Raw genomic sequence first — 17,520 nt, forward strand, 5'->3', positions numbered from 1 at the left:
TTGCTCGTGGGCGAGGCAATAAAAAAGCCGCCCCGTTGGAGCGGCTGTTGGTTGTGCAGTTTACGGCCGGCCTAGCGTTTTCGCAGCAGGCGCAGAGCGTTGGCGGTGACCAGGGCGGTGGCGCCGGTGTCGGCCAGCACCGCAATCCACAGGCCGGTGATGCCGAGCAGGCTGGTGACCAGGAAGATGGCCTTGAGCCCCAGCGCCAGCGCGATGTTCTGGTGGATGTTGGCCAGCGCCGCGCGGGAGAGCCGGATCATGGCGGCGACCCCGCCGAGCTGGTTGTGGGTCAGCGCCGCATCGGCGGTTTCCAGCGCCACGTCGGTGCCGCCTCCCATGGCGATGCCGATGCTGGCCCGCTTCATGGCCGGTGCGTCGTTGATGCCGTCGCCGATCATGGCCACCTTGCGGGTGCTGGCGAGCTGGCTTATCTCCTCTACCTTGCCTTCCGGCAGCAGGCCGGCGCGCCAGCCCATGCCGAGCTCGGTGGCGATCGCCTCGGCGGCGCGGGGGTTGTCGCCGGTCAGCATGATGCTCTGCAGGCCGAGCTGGTTGAGCTCTTGCAGCGCCGCAGCCGCTTCCGGCCGGATCTGGTCGCGCAGGGCCAGCAGGGCGGCCGGGGCGGCGTCGGGCTGACCGAGCACCACGACTGTCTTGCCTTGCAGCTCCAGGGCGGCGACCCGGCCCCGTGTTGCGTCATCGAGGGAGGCGACCCGACTCGGCGCCAGCAATTGCCAGAGGGCGCCGTCGATGCGACCCTCTACCCCCATGCCGGGCAGGGCGCGCAGCTCCTGGGCTGCCGCCAGGGCAAGACCCCGCTTCCCTGCCGCCGTCACCACGGCGCGGGCCAGCGGGTGGTGGGAGCCCTGCTCGATGGCCGCCGCCAGTGCCAGCAGGTCGGCCTCAGGCTGGCCATTGAGGCTCACCAGTTCGGTCAGCTGCGGCTTGCCCAGGGTCAGGGTGCCGGTCTTGTCAAAGGCCAGAGTATCGATGTGGGCGAGGCGCTCCAGCGCGGCGCCCCCCTTGATGAGGGCACCCTGCCGGGTGGCTGCCGCCAGTGCCGAGGTGACCGCCGCCGGGGTGGAGATGACCAGGGCGCATGGGCAGCCGATCAGCAGCAGCGCCAGCCCGCGATAGACCCACTCGTCCCAGCTCTGGCCGAAGGCGAGCGGCGGTACCAGCACCACCAGCAGGGCAACCAGCATCATGGCCGGGGTATACCAGCGGCTGAAGCGGTCGATGAAGCGCTCGATGGGCGCGCGCTGGGTCTCGGCCTCCTCGATGAGATGCAGAATGCGGTCGATGGCGTTGTTGCCGGGCTCGGACACCACCTCGAGGCGCAGCACCCGATCCGCCGCCAGGCTGCCGGCGGGCACCTTGTCACCCTGATGGCGCTCCACCGGGATGGATTCGCCGGTCAGGGCGCTCTCGTCAAAGGCGCCGAGGGGGTCGAGCAGGCGGGCATCGGCGGCCAGGCGGGCGCCCGGGGCGATTTCGATGATGTCGCCGGGGCGCAGCTGGTCGGCAGCGACCTCTTCGCGCACCTCGCCCTCGGCAGTGGTGCGGATGCGCAGCGCCTTGTCGGGCACCAGCGCCATCAGGGCGGTGACCCCGGCGCGGGCGCGGCCAGCAGCGTAGGCCTCCAGATGTTCGCCCAGCATGAACAGCAGCAGCACCATGGCCGCTTCGGCGGTTTCACCGAGGAACAGGGCCCCCACGGCGGCGACCGTCATCAGGGTCTCGATGGCGAAGGGAGAGCCGCTTCTGGTCAGTGCCCACGCCTTGCGGGAGATGGGCCACAGTCCCCAGAGGGTGGCCAGGGTAAAGAGCGGCTGACCTAGCTGGGCCGGCAGCAGGGCCGCCACCCCCATCAGGCCGGCCAGCGACAGGGGCTGCCAGTATTTGCCGAGCAGGTTACTGACCCTCTGCATCAGCGGGCTGCGGCCCGGTTCGCTGCGAGCCGTGTTCTGAGCTCCCCCTTTGAGCTGGAAGCCGGCGGCCAGCACGGCGGCGGTAACGGGGTCGGGGGAGAGGCCGGGGGCCAGATCCACCACCAGCTTCTCGGTGGCGAACAGCACCCGAGCCTGCTGTACGCCCTCCACCCGGCTGACGGCGGTCTCTATCTTGCGGGCACAGCTGGGACAATCCATGCCCAGCACCTGCCAGCTATGGCGGCGGCTGTTCTGCTCGGGGGCGTCAGCGGCGGCTCGGTCGCGGCGGCCGTGTGGGCGTGCCCCTGCTCATGATGATCGTGGTCGTGGTCGTGGGCTGTGTCGGTGGCGCAAGCGCCTCTGGGGGGCTCTTCATCACCCGGGCCGTCTGCGCCACTTTGCCCCTGATGATCGTGGCGGGTCGGGTTGGCGACACCACTGGCCTGTGCCCCGTTGTCGCAGCAGTGGCTGGTGTGGCTGTGCCCGGCCTCTGGGGTGGCGGCCTTGCTGACGGCCTTGATGGGGGCGGCGGCGTGTTGATGGCTGCAGCAGGATTTGCTCATGATGCGTTCCTCTTGAGGGATCCCGCCCCTGCGGGATCCTGGATGACTGCGCCGAGTGTAAACCTTGGTGTAAAGTCCAAGGTCAAGCCCTCTTCTCCTCTTTGTCCGGGTCCATGTCAGTGGCCGCTGATCTGCCTCTGGAGCAGGAGGGATGCAAAGGGATGCCAAATCCCTTTCATTAGCGGGTGTTTGTCATCCCGTGGCGGGCCTATACTGGGGACCCTGGATCCCACATCAATCATCAAGGACCTAACATGAGCAATACCGTCACCCTGCAAGGCAACCCCGTCTCCGTCTCCGGCCACTTCCCCGTTGCCGGTGAGCAGGCCAAGCCCTTCTCCCTGGTTGCTGGCGATCTGTCCGATGCGACCCTGGCGACCTTCGCCGGCAAGCGCAAGATCCTGAACATCTTCCCGAGCGTCGACACCCCGACCTGCGCCACTTCCGTGCGCAAGTTCAACGAGCAGGCAAGCGCCCTGAACAACACCGTCGTGCTGTGCATCTCCGCCGACCTGCCGTTCGCCCAGGCCCGTTTCTGCGGCGCCGAGGGTCTGGACAAGGTGGTGAACCTCTCCACCCTGCGTGGCGTCTCCTTCCTGCAGGACTACGGCGTGGCCTTCTCCTCCGGCCCGCTGGTGGGTCTGGCTGCCCGTGCCATCGTGGTACTGGATGAGCACGACAAGGTGCTGCACAGCGAGCTGGTGGCCGAAGTCGCCGACGAGCCGAACTACGCCGCCGCCCTGGCCGTTCTGTAAGTCGCGCCACAGGCTGATTGCCTGACGGCCTGCCCCGTTCACACGGGGCAGGCCGTTTTTATTGCGCTCCCGAACCTTTTACTTATGGGGTGGGTCTGGCTAGACTTCGCCTCCACATCCTCGTTCAGCCTGTATCTGCGATCCCCATGACGTTTGACGAACTCGCCCTTGACCCAGCCCTGTTGCCCCTGCTGCCCGCAGCGCTGGAAAAACCGACCCCCATTCAGCAGCTAGCCATTCCTGCTGCCTTGTCAGGACGGGATCTGCTTGCCCTGGCCAGGACCGGCAGTGGCAAGACCCTGGCATTCGGCCTGCCGTTGCTGCAGAGGCTGGACGCAGCCAGCGACCGGGTACAGGGATTGGTACTGGTCCCCACCCGGGAGCTGGCAAGCCAGGTGAGCGCCGCCCTGCAGGAGATTGCCGACGGGTTGGGGGTGCGCCTTCTGACCCTGTGTGGCGGGGTGGCCCAGGAGTGGCAGGAGCGGGAACTGGCTCTCGGCCCCCAACTGCTGGTGGCGACCCCCGGACGGTTGCGGGACTTGCTGGCCCAGCAGACGCTGGGGCTGGGTGCCCTGCGCATGCTGGTGCTGGATGAAGCGGATCGCCTGCTGGAGATGGGGTTCTGGCCCGACATCCAGTGGCTGATGAAGGCGATTCCGGAGGCGCGGCAGCAGATGCTCTTCTCCGCCACCTTGCCGGTCGAGCTGGAGAGCCTGGCCTCGGGCCTGCTGCAGGATCCGGTGCGCATCGAGGCCGAGCTGCTCAACAGCCTGGTGAACGACATCGAGGAGCGGCTCTATCTGGTCAACAGGAGCAGCAAGGTGCCTGCGCTGATCGCCCTGCTGGAGGCCGGAGAGTGGCCCCAGGTGCTGGTCTTCATCAGTGCCAGGGACGACGCGGACGGGGTGGCCAAGAAACTCGCCAGGGCTGGCATGACGGTGGCAGCCCTGCACGGAAACAAGGATCAGGCCACGCGGGAGCAGGCGCTGGCGGATTTCAAGGAGGGCAGGGTGCGGGTGCTGGTGGCCACGGATCTGATGGCGCGCGGCATCCACGTGGAGGCATTGCCGGTGGTGATCAATCTGGATCTGCCGGAGCATGCGCCCGTCTACGTGCATCGTATCGGTCGTACCGCCCGTGCCGGGCAGAGCGGTCTGGCCATCTCCCTTACCTGCCACGGTGATGGGGAGGCGCTCGAGGGGATCCGGGCCCTGACCGGTCGGCCCCTGCCCCTGGCGGCGCTGGCAGGTTTCCCGGTGACCGACAAACCCGCCAGCGGGGAGAGCAAACGGGCGCCAAGAGACAAGCAGGCGAACCGTCGCACCCAGGGCAAGCGCAGCATCAAGCAGTTCAAGGGCAAATCCTGAGACGGACTTCTTGCCCCCGGCGGGAGCCTGTCGTCGTGAAGGAGAGGAGAGATCGGCAGCGCGCCCGGGGGCGCGCCAAACTACACGGCAAGGGGGTCAGTCGTGGAACTGGTTGATCAGGCGGGAGAGGTTTTGCAACCGCTCCACCAGCAGGGTGATGCCATCGAGGGCTTGACGGCTGTTGTCCGCGGTGTGGCTCGCCAGTTGGTGGATCTGGTGGATCCCCTGATCCAGGGTGCTGGTGACATCCGCCTGCTGGCTCACCGCCTGGGCTATCTCGTCGCTGGTGTGGGTCACCCGGGCCAGCATCCGGTTGATCTGGTCGAGCACCTCGGCGGTGGCCCCCATGTGCTGCTGGCAGAGCACTGATGTCTGGGCCCCCTGCTCCATGCCATCGGACAGTTGCCGGGTGCTCTGTTGCAGCGCCCCTATCATGTCGCTTATCTCGCCGGTGGAACTGCGGGTCTTCTGGGCCAGGGCCCGTATCTCGTCGGCCACCACCGCAAAGCCGCGCCCCTGTTCACCGGCCCGTGCCGCCTCGATGGCCGCATTGAGGGAGAGCAGGTTGGTCTGATCCGCAATCTGCCCGATCACCTCCAGAATGCCGTTGATCTTCTGGCTGTCCTGGGTCAGGCGCGCCAGCACGCCCTGGCTGGCGTCCAGCTCCTGATGAAGCCTGTCGACCGAATCCCGGGTGGTGGCCAGCGCCTGCTGACCACTGGCGGACACCTGCTGGACCTCGCCCACCAGCGCATTGGCCTGGTGGGCATTGTCAGCCACATCGCGGATGGACTGGCTCATCTGGGTGATGGCCGCCGCCAGTTGCTCGCTCTGGGCCCGCTGCTGTTGCAGGTGGGTGTCTATGGTCTGGATATGCCCCCTGTCATCCTCCGCCGCCTGCAGGATCTGTTGGTTGGTGTCCGCGCTGCGACCCACCACGGCGCGCAGCTCCGCCTTCTTCATGCGCAGCAGCAGTTCAAGGGCGGCCAGGCTGTCCTGACGCCTGGCATAGAGTACCTGGCAAAGGGCGCTGCCCTGCTCCTCGCCCGCCATGGCCAGCAGTCTGGCCAGCCGCCGTTGCAGATGCCAGCCATGCCCCATCTGGGCCAGCAAGCAGAGCAGGGTGATGACGCCCCACCCCGGCTGGCCGGTGACCAGACTGGCCCCCATGCCGAGCAGGGCGGTGCCAGAGAGCAGCAGACACAGCTGCCCCGGCTCCAGGGTCAGCCGGGTTAGCCAGGGCAGTGCCTTGCCGTCACGGATCCGGGCATAGAGCTGCTCTGCCCAGGCGATGTCGTGATCCTGGGGACGGGTGCGGACAGACTGGTATTCGATGATCTGCTGCTGATCGTTGAGAATCGGCGTGACGTAGGCGTTGACCCAGTAGAACTGACCACTCTTGGCGCGGTTCTTTACCAGCCCCATCCAGCTCTTTCCTTGTTGCAGGCGGCGCCACATGTCGGCGAACGCGGCCTTGGGCATGTCGGGGTGGCGGACCAGATTGTGGGGCTCCCCTTCCATTTCGGTCGCGCTGTAGCCCGCCACATCGCAAAAGTGCTGGTTGGCATAAGTGATGTGACTGGCGGGATCCGTGGTCGAGATCAGTGAGATGTGATCGGGGAAACGGATCTCCCCTTCGTGCCGGGTTGTGGTCATGTGCGCATCCTGAATGAGCCAAGTAACTGATAAAGTTATTTTTTATATTTGTGATTGTTACGGCGTCATTGTAGATGCGGACTGTTACACCACCTTGGCTTGGGTCAATAAATCAACACGGGAAAGGCTGAAAAAAGTCGTAGATGGCGGGCTCAGCCGCGGGGAGTGAAGTCGTGGATCTCCCCCGTCCTCGGTTTGAAGCGGGGGTCATTGTCTTCTGCGCTGGCGACCCAGGCCATGGCCTGGCAGAAACTCTCCTGCTTGGCGAAGGCATCCCGGGCCTGATCGATGGCTCGTTCGGCATTGCGCCGATCCATCTTGCTGGCCTTGCGGTCGCTGAACTGCTTCTGCTGGCTCAACATCCATTCGAGGAAGGCCTGGCGGCATTCGGTTTCATCGGCGGCCTTGGCGGGAAGGGCAACAAACAGGGCAATCAGGAGCAGAGCACGCATGGCAGGATCGGATCACGGGGTTGATGAATGAAAAGAGGCGGCATTTTATGCCGGGAACTTGAACAGGAACAGTGTCAGGAGGGGTCAGATGTCCCGACCCCTCCCCGGACTCAGTGTTTGACGAGGTAGAGCTGACGGCTGTAGGCCACGTCTTCCGGGTTGTTGATGGGATACCCCTTGAGCCAGGGCTTGATGAGCCGGGCATTGGTGTACTGGTAGATGGGGGCGATGGGGGCCTCCTTCTGCAAGATGGCCTCGGCCTCATCGAACAGGCGGGCCCGCTCTGTGGGCTCCTGACTGTTGGCCGCCTGCGCCAGCAGCTTGTCGTAAGCCGGGTTGGCGAACCGGGCCATGTTGCCGCTGTGGCCCGATCCCCAGAGCCCGAGGAAGGCGGAGGGGTCGTTGTAATCGGCGACCCAGGAGGAGCGGATCACCTCGAACTGGCCACTTTGACGGCTGTCGAGATAGGTTTTCCACTCCTGGTTGGTGAGCTCGACCCGGGCCCCCAGCTTCTGTTTCCACAGGTTGGCGATGGCCAGCGCCATCTTCTTGTGAATTTCCGCCGTGTTGTAGAGCAGGGTCAGCCTGAGGGGATTGCTTGGGCCGTAGCCCGCTTCTTTCAGCAGGGATCTGGCACGCTCGTCCAGCGCCTGCTGACTGCTGGTGGAGAGCAGATTGGGCTTGGGGTCGAAGCCGGCGGTCACGTCCGGGGTGAAGTGGTAGGCCGGTTTCTCTCCGGTGCCCAGCACCTTGTCGGCAATCAGGCCCCTGTCGATGGTGTAGGAGAGCGCCTGGCGAACCCGAACATCATTGAGGGGCGGGCGCTGGGTGTTGAAGGCGTAGTAGTAGGTGCCGAGCTGTTCCGGGGTATAGACCTCCCCCGGGATCTGGGCCATCAGGCTCTGGTACTGCTCCTTGGGGAAGGATTCGGTGATGTGCAGATCCCCGGCCAGATAGCGGTGTGTGGCCGCGCTCTCCTGGTTGATGGGCACGAAGGTGACGCGGGTCAGCACCGTGTGGGCGCGATCCCAGTAGTAGGGATTGGGCGTCAGCTCCAGTTTCTCGTTCACCACCCGGTGACTCAACACGAAGGCGCCGTTGCCCACCAGCTTGCCGGGCTGGGTCCACTGGTTGCCATATTGTTCCATGCTGGCCTGGTGCAGGGGCGACAGGCTGGGATGGGTCAGCAGGCTCAGGAAATAGGGCACCGGCTGGGAGAGGGTCACCTTCAGGGTATGGTCATCGACGGCCTCCACCCCGAGCGCATCGGGGGCCAGCTTGCCTGCCACTATGTCGTCCACCTTGTCGAAGCGAGCGAGCTGGGCGAACCAGGCGAAAGTGGCGGCTTCCCTGGGGTCAACCAGCTTGCGCCAGCCATAGACGAAGTCGGCGGCGCGCACGGGGTCGCCGTTGGACCAGCGGGCATCCGGCCTCAGGTGGAAGGTGAATGTCTGGTTCCCCTCGTTGTCCCAGCTCGCGGCCACCCCGGGCAGCACCTTGCCGTCCGGCCCCTGGGTCAGCAGCCCCTCGTAAAGGTCTCTGAGGACCTGCAGCTCCGGCAATCCCACCAGCTTGAGAGGGCTCAGGCTCGCCGGTTCATCCTTGAGATGACGGACGACGGCCTGTTCAGCGGCGAGTGGGGTACCGGGCGGCACATCGGCGGCCTGGACGCAGGCACAGCCCAGCAGGGCCAGCAGGGGGCTCCATCCTTTCATGGTGAATCCTTCAAAATGTGTGAAGCGGGGAGAAAACTCGGCGAGAATGCATCGCCGGCAGATGGGAAATCATGATATCCCCTTTGCTGGTCAGACCGCCAGCATGAGTCCCATTGATATCCGATGCGGCTGTCAACGAAGGGGCGCCGTGAGCGCCAGGAAAAGGAGAGAATGATGAGAGCATGGATCTTGTTGGCCTGCGTGCTGAGCCAGGGCGCCTGGGCGTTGTCCCCGTGCGAGAAGAGCAGCCCGGTGGGAAGCTGGTGCGAGGTGAACATAGAGGCGCTGCACCCCACCCAGGGCGGCGTGGGGCAGTTGCAGGTGGATACCACTGCCCGGGAGCTGGCGGACAAGAGCGAGAAGCAGCTCGACAAGCTGATGAAAAAGAAAGAGATCCCCATCGTCATCGCGCCGGATGGGGGTTACTGGCTGGTGGACAGGCACCATCTGACCAAGGCGCTGTGGCAGCAGGGGGTGAAGCAGGTCAGGGTCAAGGTGATTGCACGGTTGCAGGACAGGGCCAATTTCTGGAGCCAGATGCAGAACAACCACTGGGCCTGGCTCAAGGATGAACGGGGTCAACCCCTGACTCCCGAGCAGTTGCCCGGCCATATCGGTGAATTGCCGGATTACCCCTACCGCACCCTGGCGGGGCTGTTGCAGGATGCGGGCTACTTCAGCAAGAAGGATCAGGTCTACTTCGTCGAGTTTGCCTGGGCCAGCTGGCTCGGCCAGCAGATGGCCTGGCAGCCGATCGATGAGGTCAACCTCGCAGATCGCCTCGCCGAAGCCAAACGGCTGGCGTGCAGCAGCAAGGCGTCGGATCTGCCTGGTTACCCCGGCAAGCAGTGTCGCGTCAATCAGCCCAGAACGGCGGGTTGAGGGATCCTGCACAAAGGGTCTGGTTGATATTTGTTCTCGATTGGCCATGATACAAACTCCACTCGTGTCGGCAAAGGAGAGGAACATGGAACATCAGAACTGGCAACGTTACATGCTGGAGGCGGAGAACGCCCTTGGCATGGGGGCTCTGGGCACGGCGATCTGCCTCTATCAGCAGGCCCTGGGGGAAGTGTATGAGCTGGCCTCCGGGGATCTGGACGAACTGGCCAGCATGCGGGTCGCCACCTGTCACCGCATGGCCGATTTCTGGCGTGCCATGGAAGAGCCCGCCTATGAACTGCGCTACCTCAAGCTCGCCTCCGAGCTGGTCACCGCCCTGGTGCCCCAGTGCCCCAACCGTGAGTGCGAATCCCTCATCAGCGAGCTGGGCTGCTGCCGCGCCGCCCTGCTCTCCTTCTTGAAGCGCCACCCCAATCCGGAGATTGCCCGGCTTATCCAGGTGCAGGACAGGGTGCAGGGCTGCGAGCTGATAGGCCGGTTCCGTCTCAACTAAGTTCAGCGCCGTTTTTGCAGCTTGCTGGCGATGCGGTTTTGCGCCTCTTCCCCTTGCAGGGCCTGGGCGAAGGCGCGCGCTTCCAGGTCGATGACGAAATGCACCGCCTGTTTGAGCTCCTGCTTGAGCAGCGCCTTGCTCTTCTGGAGCGCCATCGGCGGCTTGGCCGCCAGTTTCAGTCCCTGCTCCCGAGCGAAGGGGAGCAGGTCCGCCGGGGCCAGCACCCGGTTGGCGAGCCCGAGACGCAGCGCCTCTTCCCCATCGATGGCCTCTGCCAGCAGCAACAGCTCCGCCGCCTTGAGGTGACCGACGGCGCGTGGCAGCAGCAGGCTGGCGGCAAACTCCGGCACCAGTCCCAGCTCGACGAAAGGCAGCTGCAGCCGGGCGTTGTCACCCAGATAGACCAGGTCGCAGTGCAGCAGCAGTGTGGTGCCGATGCCGACTGCCGGGCCGCCCACGGCGGCGATCACCGGTTTGGGGAAGTCGGCCAGGGTGTGCAGAAATTGCAGGATGGGGTCGTCCGGCTCAAGGGCGTGCTTGCCAACAAAGTCGGCCAGATCGTTGCCGGCGGTGAAGCACCCCGCCTGGCCCTGCAACAGCAGCACATGGACCTCTTCGTCCCGGGCGGCCTGGCGCAGTGCGTCGGTCAGCGCCAGATACGTTTCCGTGTTGAGGGCATTGCGCTTTTCCGGTCGATTGAAGGTCAGGGTGAGCAAGCCGTCCTGCTGTTCGGCCAGAATTGTGAGGGCCATGTCTGAATCCTTGTTGTCGGGGGCTGTCAAAAGCTTGCCACAGGGGTAAGCTTTGTCTCGTTTAACAACATCATAAAAGGATTTCAACCATGTTTAAACGTGCGTTTTATTCCACCATGGCACTGCTTCTGGCCGCCCCGGCCCTGGCCAAGGTCGACGCAGTCGATGGTTATGTGCGCCTGCTGCCCCCTGGCTCGCCGAACACAGCGGCGTTCATGGTGCTCAGGAACGATGGGGACAAACCGGTGAAACTGGTGGCGGGAGCGTCTCCTGAGGCGGGCCGTGTCGAGCTGCACACCCATTTGCACGAGAACGGCGTCATGAAGATGCGCCAGGTGGAGAGTATCGAGATCCCGGCCAAGGGGGAGGCCGTGCTCAAGCCCGGCAGCCTGCACATCATGTTGTTCGACATCCATACCCTGGCCCAGGGCACGCCCTTCCCGCTGACCCTGACCCTGGACGATGGGCAGACGCTGTCACTGAGCCTGCCCGTGAAGCCGGTCGAACCCATGAAAGGGATGAAGCACTGACATTTATGGACGCTTGTTCAGCTTTTTACTCTAGGTATTCCTTGCCCAGCGGGTAAAATGATGGCCTTTCCAGTCCAAAATGGAGCGAAGTGATGAAGAAGACCCTGATTGCCGGCACTGTGATGGCTCTGCTCAGCCATGGGGCCATGGCCGCCAATGACTGGCGTTTTGCGGCGGGTGCCGATCTGTGGAATGCCCAGGGAAGTGGCCAGGTCAGCAGCGTGGGTGCCGATGGCAGCTACGACGAGAACTACAACTGGAGCGGCTACCTGCAACTGGAGCACGGCATCCTGCTGCTGCCCAACGCCAAGTTTGAAATGTCCGACTTCAGCAGCAGCGGTGGCAGCTTCAACAACGATCTGCTGGCTTACGACCTGAGCCTCTACTATCGCCTGTTCAACAACGATCTGTTCCAGATCGATCTGGGTCTGACCGGTCGTCGCTACGACGGTGATTTCAACACCCAGCACTACTCCTATGACAAGGATGTGCTGATGGCCTACACCGGGGGTGAAGTACGCATCCCGGGGACCGGCTTTGCCGCCTTCGGTGATGCCCGCGTGCAGGATGCCGACAACTACGACTACCGTCTGGGCGGCTCCTACAAGTTCTCTTCCGTGCCGCTCAAGATCCGCGCCGGCTGGCGTGAGGCCGAGATGGACTTCGATCGCGTCGATCAGACCATCGACGGCTGGTTCATCGGTGGTGAATTCACCTTCTGATCTCCCTGAGGAGCACACATGGGCCACATCATAGTGACTGGCGCGGGGTCCGGACTGGGCCGCGCCCTGACCATAGGGCTGGTTGAACGCGGCCATCAGGTTTCCATGATGGGTCGCCGTTACCAGAAACTGCAGGAGCAGGAAGAGCTGCTCGGCAAGGCGGTGATCGGCATTGCCGCCGATCTCGCACACCACGAAGAGGTGGATGTCGCCTTTGCCGCTGCGGTGGAGTGGGGCGGTCTGCCCGACATGGTGATCCACTGTGCCGGTGTCGGCGAGTTCGGCCCGGTGGGTGTCTACACCGCCGAGCAGATCCGCCGGGTGGTGGAGAGCAATCTCATCTCCACCATACTGGTGGCCCAGCAGACGGTACGCCTCATCGGCGACAAGGGCGGGGTGCTGGCGAATGTGCTCTCCTCCGCCGCCCAGACCGGCAAGGCCAACGAGAGCCTCTATTGCGCCTCCAAATGGGGCATGCGCGGCTTTCTCGAATCCTTGCGGGCCGAGCTGAAGAGTGCTCCCCTGCGACTGGTGAACCTTTATCCGAGCGGGATCCGCAGCGAGTTCTGGGAGAATTCGGATCACGTGGATTCGAGTGGTTTCATGACGCCGGAAGACGCGGCAGCCTACATGCTGGATGCGCTGGCCGCGAGAAGCAGCTGCCATGTGACCGATCTCTTTATCGGTCGTAATGCCTGAAGCGCCGTGAACCGGCCCCGTCGCCAGATGACAAGGAAAAAAAGCGCGCCATTTGGCGCGCTTTTTCATTGATGTGCAGTGCTAAATTATCTGCTTGCCTGCCTCTCTTTACGCCGGGCCATCATGGATGTGAAGGCGGGTAAATTCAGTGCCGACATGGCACGGATGATTGATGATGCATCTCGGCACATATTATTTCCGAGTCGCATATTCCCGCAGGAAGGATGGAATCACCTGTTTTGGCTTCTTGCCAAGGGTCAGCAGCAATGCAAAGTCCGGGTCGATAATGCCATGCCGACACGCCAGCTCTTCCAACAAGGCAAGCCAGAGGTGGGCCGTCACCTCTGCATCCGCCAGGGCACGGTGAAACACCCCGTCATTGGGCAGGCTCCGGTATTGCACCAGGGTACCCAGCTTGTGATCCGGGGCATCGGGAAACAGGCGCCTCGATAGCAGCAGGGAACAGGCGAACTGGCCGCGGTATTGCGCCGGCAATCGCTCTATTTCCGCATCCAGAAAGCGCTTGTCGAAGGAGGCGTTGTGGGCGACCAGATTGTCATCACCGATAAAGTCGACGAAATCCGCCATCACCTCGTTACAGGGGGGAGCCTGTTTCAGCATGGCATTGCTGATCCCGGTATATTGCTCGATGAAGCTGCTCACGTTGAAGCCCGGATTCATCAATGCCGAGAAACGCTCACTGATATGGCCATCCTTGATTCTGACGGCACCGATCTCGATGGCTCTATCCCCTTGTCCGGGTGAAAGCCCTGTGGTCTCGAAGTCGAGCACGACAACGGTATTGGCTGAGGCGATGGACATAACTTCTCGGGCAAGCTCGGTAAAGAGCGCCAGTCTAGGAAATCAGCCGTGCCGTGTACAGGGCAATGCAGTTATCTCATTGGTTCACGCTGGAGACGCATTTTTGTGCATCATGGCTGAGAGCCATATAAAAAGCCCCGAGTGCCGTGGCACTCGGGGCTTTCCTATGAAAAGCGAAAGGCGGTGTCGCGTTATCAGCGACCCAGCTTGGCCTTGAGCATGGCAACGATCTCGCCGATGGCCACTTCCTGCTTCTCGCCGGAGCGGCGGCACTTGTACTCCACCACGCCGTTGTCGAGACCACGGTCACCGATGACGATGGCGTGGGGCACACCGATCAGCTCCATGTCGGCGAACATCACACCCGGGCGCTCCTTGCGGTCGTCAAACAGCACGTCCACACCGGCGGCTTTGAGCTCGGCGTAGAACTGCTGCGCCTGCTCGGCCACGCGCTCGGACTTGTGCATGTTCATCGGCACGATGGCCACTTCGAACGGGGCGATGGCATCCGGCCAGATGATGCCGTACTGGTCGTTGTTCTGCTCGATGGCCGCAGCCACCAGACGGGAAACCCCGATACCGTAGCAACCCATCTCCATGGTGACGGACTTGCCGCCTTCGTTCAGCACGCTCGCCTTCATCGCTTCGGAGTACTTGGTACCCAGCTGGAAGATGTGGCCCACTTCGATACCGCGCTTGAGCAGCAGCTTGCCCTGGCCGCACGGGCTCGGGTCGCCTTCCACCACGTTGCGCAGGTCGGCAACCTCAAAAGAGGTGATGTCGCGATCCCAGTTGGCACCGGTCAGGTGGAAACCGGTCTCGTTGGCGCCGCAAACAAAATCGCTCAGATGGGCGGCGCTGCGATCGACGATGATGCGACCGGCAAAGCCGACCGGGCCGATGGAGCCTGCATCGCAACCGGCGGCCGCTTTGATCTGCTCGTCATTGGCGAAGGTCAGCGGGTTAGCCACGCCAGAAAGCTTCTCGGCCTTGATTTCGTTCAGCTCGTGGTCGCCACGCAGTACCAGGGCGATGACGGCCTGTTTGCCGTGCTCGTCTTCCTCGGCCAGTACCAGCAGGGTCTTGGCGATGGCGGTCGGCGCCACGTTCAGGAAAGCGGCCACTTCGTCGATGGTGTGGACGGCCGGGGTGGCCACCTTGGTCAGGGCTTTGGTTGCGGCAGCGCGCTCGCCAGCCGGCGCCAGGGCTTCGGCCATCTCGATGTTGGCGGCGTAATCGGATGTATCGGAGAAGGCGATCAAGTCTTCACCGCTCTCGGCCAGCACCTGGAATTCGTGGGAGCCGGTGCCCCCGATGGAGCCGGTATCGGCCTGCACCGGGCGGAAGTTCAGACCCATGCGAGTGAAGGCGGTGCAGTAGGCCGCATGCATCTTCTCATAGGTATCGACCAGGGAGGCCTTGTCGATGTGGAAGGAGTAGGCATCCTTCATCAGGAATTCGCGGCCACGCATCACGCCGAAACGGGGGCGCACTTCATCGCGGAACTTGGTTTGGATCTGGTAGAGGTTCAGCGGCAGTTGCTTGTAGCTGTTCACTTCGTAACGGACCAGCGCGGTGATCACCTCTTCGTGGGTCGGACCCAGCACGAAGGGGCGGTTGTGACGGTCGGTCAGGCGGCACAGCTCGGGGCCGTAGTCATCCCAGCGGCCGGACTCCTGCCACAGCTCGGCGGGCTGTACCACCGGCATGGACACTTCGACGGCACCCGCATTGTTCATCTCTTCGCGGACGATGTTTTCAATCTTCTTCAGGACCCGCAGGCCGGTCGGCAGCCAGGCGTACATGCCGGAAGCGAGTTTGCGGATCATCCCGGCGCGCAGCATCAGCTGGTGGCTGACAACTTCAGCGTCGGAGGGGGTTTCCTTGAGAGTGGAAAGCAGATATTGGCTGGTACGCATCGCGGTAGACCTTCGCTAGTTCGGGCGGCTTGGCCCTGGAAAATTTCAAGTGCGGAATTTTAACAGGCGAAGCCCCCCGGCCCAAGGGCTAAATTCAGCGGCGCTGGGGGGAGGGCGGGGGCCTTGCCCCGTCCGCACTAGACCCGAAATTGCGACAGCAACTGCTGTTGCTGCTGGCTGGCCTGATGGAGGGAGGAGGCCAGTTGCAGGCACTCCTGGGCTTCCTGTTCGCCCGTCTGGGCCTGCAGGCTGATATCCGAAACCTTGCCCGTGGTGTGCCCCAGGGTGTGGGAGAGCTGGCTGGTCGCCTCTGCCACCTGTTGCACCATGTCGGCGAGCTGATCGATGGCCTCTTCTACCTTGAACAGGATCTGCTTGGTGTTGTCGGAGTCCGCCATACCCGATTCCACGGTTTTCAGGTTGCGTTGCATCATCAGATAAGCCTGCTCTGTCTGCTGCTGGATGCTGTTGATCACGTCCGTTATCTCGGCACTGGAGGTGGCGGTGCGATTGGCCAGGGTGCGCACCTCGTCGGCCACCACGGCAAAACCGCGCCCCATCTCGCCCGCCCGGGCGGCTTCGATGGCGGCATTGAGTGCCAGCAGGTTGGTCTGCTCCGAGATATTGCTGATGGTGGAGATGATCTGGCCAATCTGCCCTGCCTGCTCCTTGAGGGCGTTGATGGCGGTGGCACATTCACCCACCTCCATGACCACCCGCTGCATGCCGGCGGTGGCGGAGGAGACATACTGGCTGCTTTGCGTGGTGAGCTGGCGCACCTCGTTGGCGTTGTGTGCCGCCAGGTTGCAGTTGTCCGAGATGGTGGTGGCCACCTGCACCATCTGCTCGCTGTCGTGGTGCAGCGCCTGGGCATGCGCTGCGGTCTGGCGGCTGCTCTGGCTGATGGCCTGGACCCGGTTGACCGAGGTGTGCACGTGCTGGTTGATGTGCTGGTTGTTGTCCATGGTGGCGCTGATCATTTTCTGCAGCTTCTCGATGAAGCGATCCACGCTGCCGGCCAGGGAGCCAATCTCGTCGTCGCGTGAGAGGTTGATGCGGGCATTGAGATCTCCCTCCCCGGCGGCGATGTCCTGCATGCGCTTGTCGACCTGGAGTAGCGGACGAACAATGGTGCGTACCAGCCAGAAGCCGCAGCAGGTGACGATCAGCAGGCTGAGCAGCAAGCCCCCCAGGATGAGTCCCCTGGTGTAGTCGATGATGGCGTTGAGCTGGTGAACCTGATCCTCGACGGTGGCGTCCCCCTGGGCCTCGACCTCGACCAGAGCCAGCCTGAGCTGGTCGGCACTGTGTTCGTAACGGGCCAGCTGGTTCTGATAAGCGCTCAGGGCTGTGGTCCATTCACGGATCAGGCGGGCATTGTCGGCTTGCAGGGCACGATACTGGGTGGAGAGCATTTGGCCTGCAAACTCCCCGTCGCCGGGCACATCGAACTGGCCGGTTGCCAGCATGCCGTCAACCGCGTCCTGATAGAAGCGGGTGGCTTGTGCCAGCTCGGCCTGGATGGCAGGAGTAGGGCCTTCGCTCTGCATCTTCTCCAGCGCATAGAGCTGGCGCAGGAATCCGATGTTGGCCTCCATGCCGCCATCGGCCGCTTGCCAGCGGGTCGCAAGGCCGCCGTTCCAGCTGATGGCCTGATCCGGTGAGCGGGTGAGGCTCTCGACGGCCTCGTCACCGATCACCTCCAGCCTGGTCGAGAGGCGTGACATGCGTTCAGAACTGGCACGCAGCGCCTCATCGGCGCTCGTGAAGGTGCGATAGAGGGTCAGCAGCTGTGCCTGCTCTTGCTGATAGGTCTGCTCATGCTGCTTCAGCGTGGTGATGGCCGCCGCATCGATGAGCCCGCCTTGCTCCACCCGGTGCAAAGCGTCGCTGGCCGCCTCTTTTGCCCGTTGCAGCTCCGGTGCGTCGAGGGGGATCCCCGAAAGCATTTTCTGGATATAGAGCGACTGGTTGCCGAGTTCGATGGAGCCCTCCATGGCACCATCTGCCGTCTGCCAGGCGGCACCCAGGACGTAGGAGAGCAGATCAGCCAGCCGCTGGCTGCCATACCAGCCGATCGCCCCCATGCCCAGGGTGCAGCCGAGCAGAATGGTGAGTCCGAGGTTGGATGTGGTGACGATTTTCATGATTCAAGCCTTCCCTGGTGCCGAACAAGACCATTTCAGTGTTCAATCAATGACGAAGATGTGCCATCCCCGATGGAAAATAAAGTGACAGACT

General features: G+C 63.4%; 14 protein-coding genes and 1 pseudogene. 7 read left to right on the forward strand and 8 right to left on the reverse strand.

Features of this window, described 5'->3' with window-relative positions; translation table 11 throughout:
• Positions 1-71: 71 nt before the first annotated feature.
• Positions 72-2,494, reverse strand: a pseudogene (locus C2U47_RS13700) (zinc/cadmium/mercury/lead-transporting ATPase).
• Positions 2,495-2,748: 254 nt separating this feature from the next.
• Here C2U47_RS13700 and tpx point away from each other — a divergent pair.
• Positions 2,749-3,249 (forward strand): thiol peroxidase, encoded by a 501-nt coding sequence (gene tpx, locus C2U47_RS13705; RefSeq protein WP_010672853.1) that lies wholly within the window; start codon positions 2,749-2,751, stop codon positions 3,247-3,249.
• A 146-nt stretch (positions 3,250-3,395) separates the two neighbouring features.
• Complete coding sequence (locus tag C2U47_RS13710; protein ID WP_103261702.1) at positions 3,396-4,616, forward strand: DEAD/DEAH box helicase; 1,221 nt, start codon at positions 3,396-3,398, stop codon at positions 4,614-4,616.
• Between the two features lie 96 nt (positions 4,617-4,712).
• On the opposite strand, the gene C2U47_RS13715 is transcribed toward C2U47_RS13710, so the two are convergent.
• The 3 genes from C2U47_RS13715 to C2U47_RS13725 form a co-directional block, all read right to left on the reverse strand.
• Entirely contained in the window at positions 4,713-6,272 is a 1,560-nt protein-coding gene (locus C2U47_RS13715; RefSeq protein WP_042864414.1) for a methyl-accepting chemotaxis protein, read from the reverse strand.
• A 152-nt stretch (positions 6,273-6,424) separates the two neighbouring features.
• A complete protein-coding gene (locus tag C2U47_RS13720; RefSeq protein WP_049635948.1) occupies positions 6,425-6,724 on the reverse strand; it encodes a hypothetical protein in 300 nt (99 codons plus the stop codon).
• 110 nt (positions 6,725-6,834) lie between these two features.
• Positions 6,835-8,439 carry a peptide ABC transporter substrate-binding protein gene (locus C2U47_RS13725; protein WP_049635947.1) on the reverse strand — a complete coding sequence of 535 codons (1,605 nt, stop codon included), beginning with the start codon at positions 8,437-8,439 and terminating at the stop codon, positions 6,835-6,837.
• Between the two features lie 174 nt (positions 8,440-8,613).
• Here C2U47_RS13725 and C2U47_RS13730 point away from each other — a divergent pair, with 174 nt between their 5' ends.
• Positions 8,614-9,321 carry a ParB-like protein gene (locus tag C2U47_RS13730; protein WP_010672858.1) on the forward strand — a complete coding sequence of 236 codons (708 nt, stop codon included), beginning with the start codon at positions 8,614-8,616 and terminating at the stop codon, positions 9,319-9,321.
• 85 nt (positions 9,322-9,406) lie between these two features.
• Entirely contained in the window at positions 9,407-9,835 is a 429-nt protein-coding gene (locus C2U47_RS13735) for a DUF2753 family protein (RefSeq protein WP_010672859.1), read from the forward strand.
• A gap of 2 nt (positions 9,836-9,837) precedes the next feature.
• On the opposite strand, the gene C2U47_RS13740 is transcribed toward C2U47_RS13735, so the two are convergent.
• A complete protein-coding gene (locus C2U47_RS13740) occupies positions 9,838-10,587 on the reverse strand; it encodes an enoyl-CoA hydratase-related protein (protein ID WP_049635946.1) in 750 nt (249 codons plus the stop codon).
• Between the two features lie 89 nt (positions 10,588-10,676).
• On the opposite strand from C2U47_RS13740, the gene C2U47_RS13745 reads away from it, so the two are divergent.
• From C2U47_RS13745 to C2U47_RS13755, 3 genes are all read left to right on the forward strand, one after another.
• The gene (locus C2U47_RS13745) at positions 10,677-11,117 is read left to right on the forward strand and encodes a copper chaperone PCu(A)C (protein WP_039039478.1); all 441 of its coding nucleotides are present in this window, start codon (positions 10,677-10,679) and stop codon (positions 11,115-11,117) included.
• 92 nt (positions 11,118-11,209) lie between these two features.
• Positions 11,210-11,839 carry a TIGR04219 family outer membrane beta-barrel protein gene (locus C2U47_RS13750; RefSeq protein WP_049635945.1) on the forward strand — a complete coding sequence of 210 codons (630 nt, stop codon included), beginning with the start codon at positions 11,210-11,212 and terminating at the stop codon, positions 11,837-11,839.
• A gap of 18 nt (positions 11,840-11,857) precedes the next feature.
• Positions 11,858-12,538 (forward strand): SDR family oxidoreductase, encoded by a 681-nt coding sequence (locus C2U47_RS13755; protein WP_045523363.1) that lies wholly within the window; start codon positions 11,858-11,860, stop codon positions 12,536-12,538.
• Positions 12,539-12,730: 192 nt separating this feature from the next.
• Here C2U47_RS13755 and C2U47_RS13760 read toward each other — a convergent pair whose 3' ends face one another.
• From C2U47_RS13760 to C2U47_RS13770, 3 genes are all read right to left on the reverse strand, one after another.
• Positions 12,731-13,360: a 3'-5' exonuclease gene (locus C2U47_RS13760; protein ID WP_049635944.1), complete on the reverse strand. Its 630-nt coding sequence runs from the start codon at positions 13,358-13,360 to the stop codon at positions 12,731-12,733.
• A gap of 194 nt (positions 13,361-13,554) precedes the next feature.
• A complete protein-coding gene (locus tag C2U47_RS13765; RefSeq protein WP_049635943.1) occupies positions 13,555-15,279 on the reverse strand; it encodes a proline--tRNA ligase in 1,725 nt (574 codons plus the stop codon).
• Positions 15,280-15,416: 137 nt separating this feature from the next.
• Positions 15,417-17,426 carry a methyl-accepting chemotaxis protein gene (locus C2U47_RS13770; RefSeq protein WP_049635942.1) on the reverse strand — a complete coding sequence of 670 codons (2,010 nt, stop codon included), beginning with the start codon at positions 17,424-17,426 and terminating at the stop codon, positions 15,417-15,419.
• Positions 17,427-17,520: the final 94 nt, after the last annotated feature.

Origin of the sequence: Aeromonas sp. ASNIH7 (assembly GCF_002903485.1) — a bacterium.
Taxonomy (GTDB): domain Bacteria; phylum Pseudomonadota; class Gammaproteobacteria; order Enterobacterales; family Aeromonadaceae; genus Aeromonas; species Aeromonas caviae.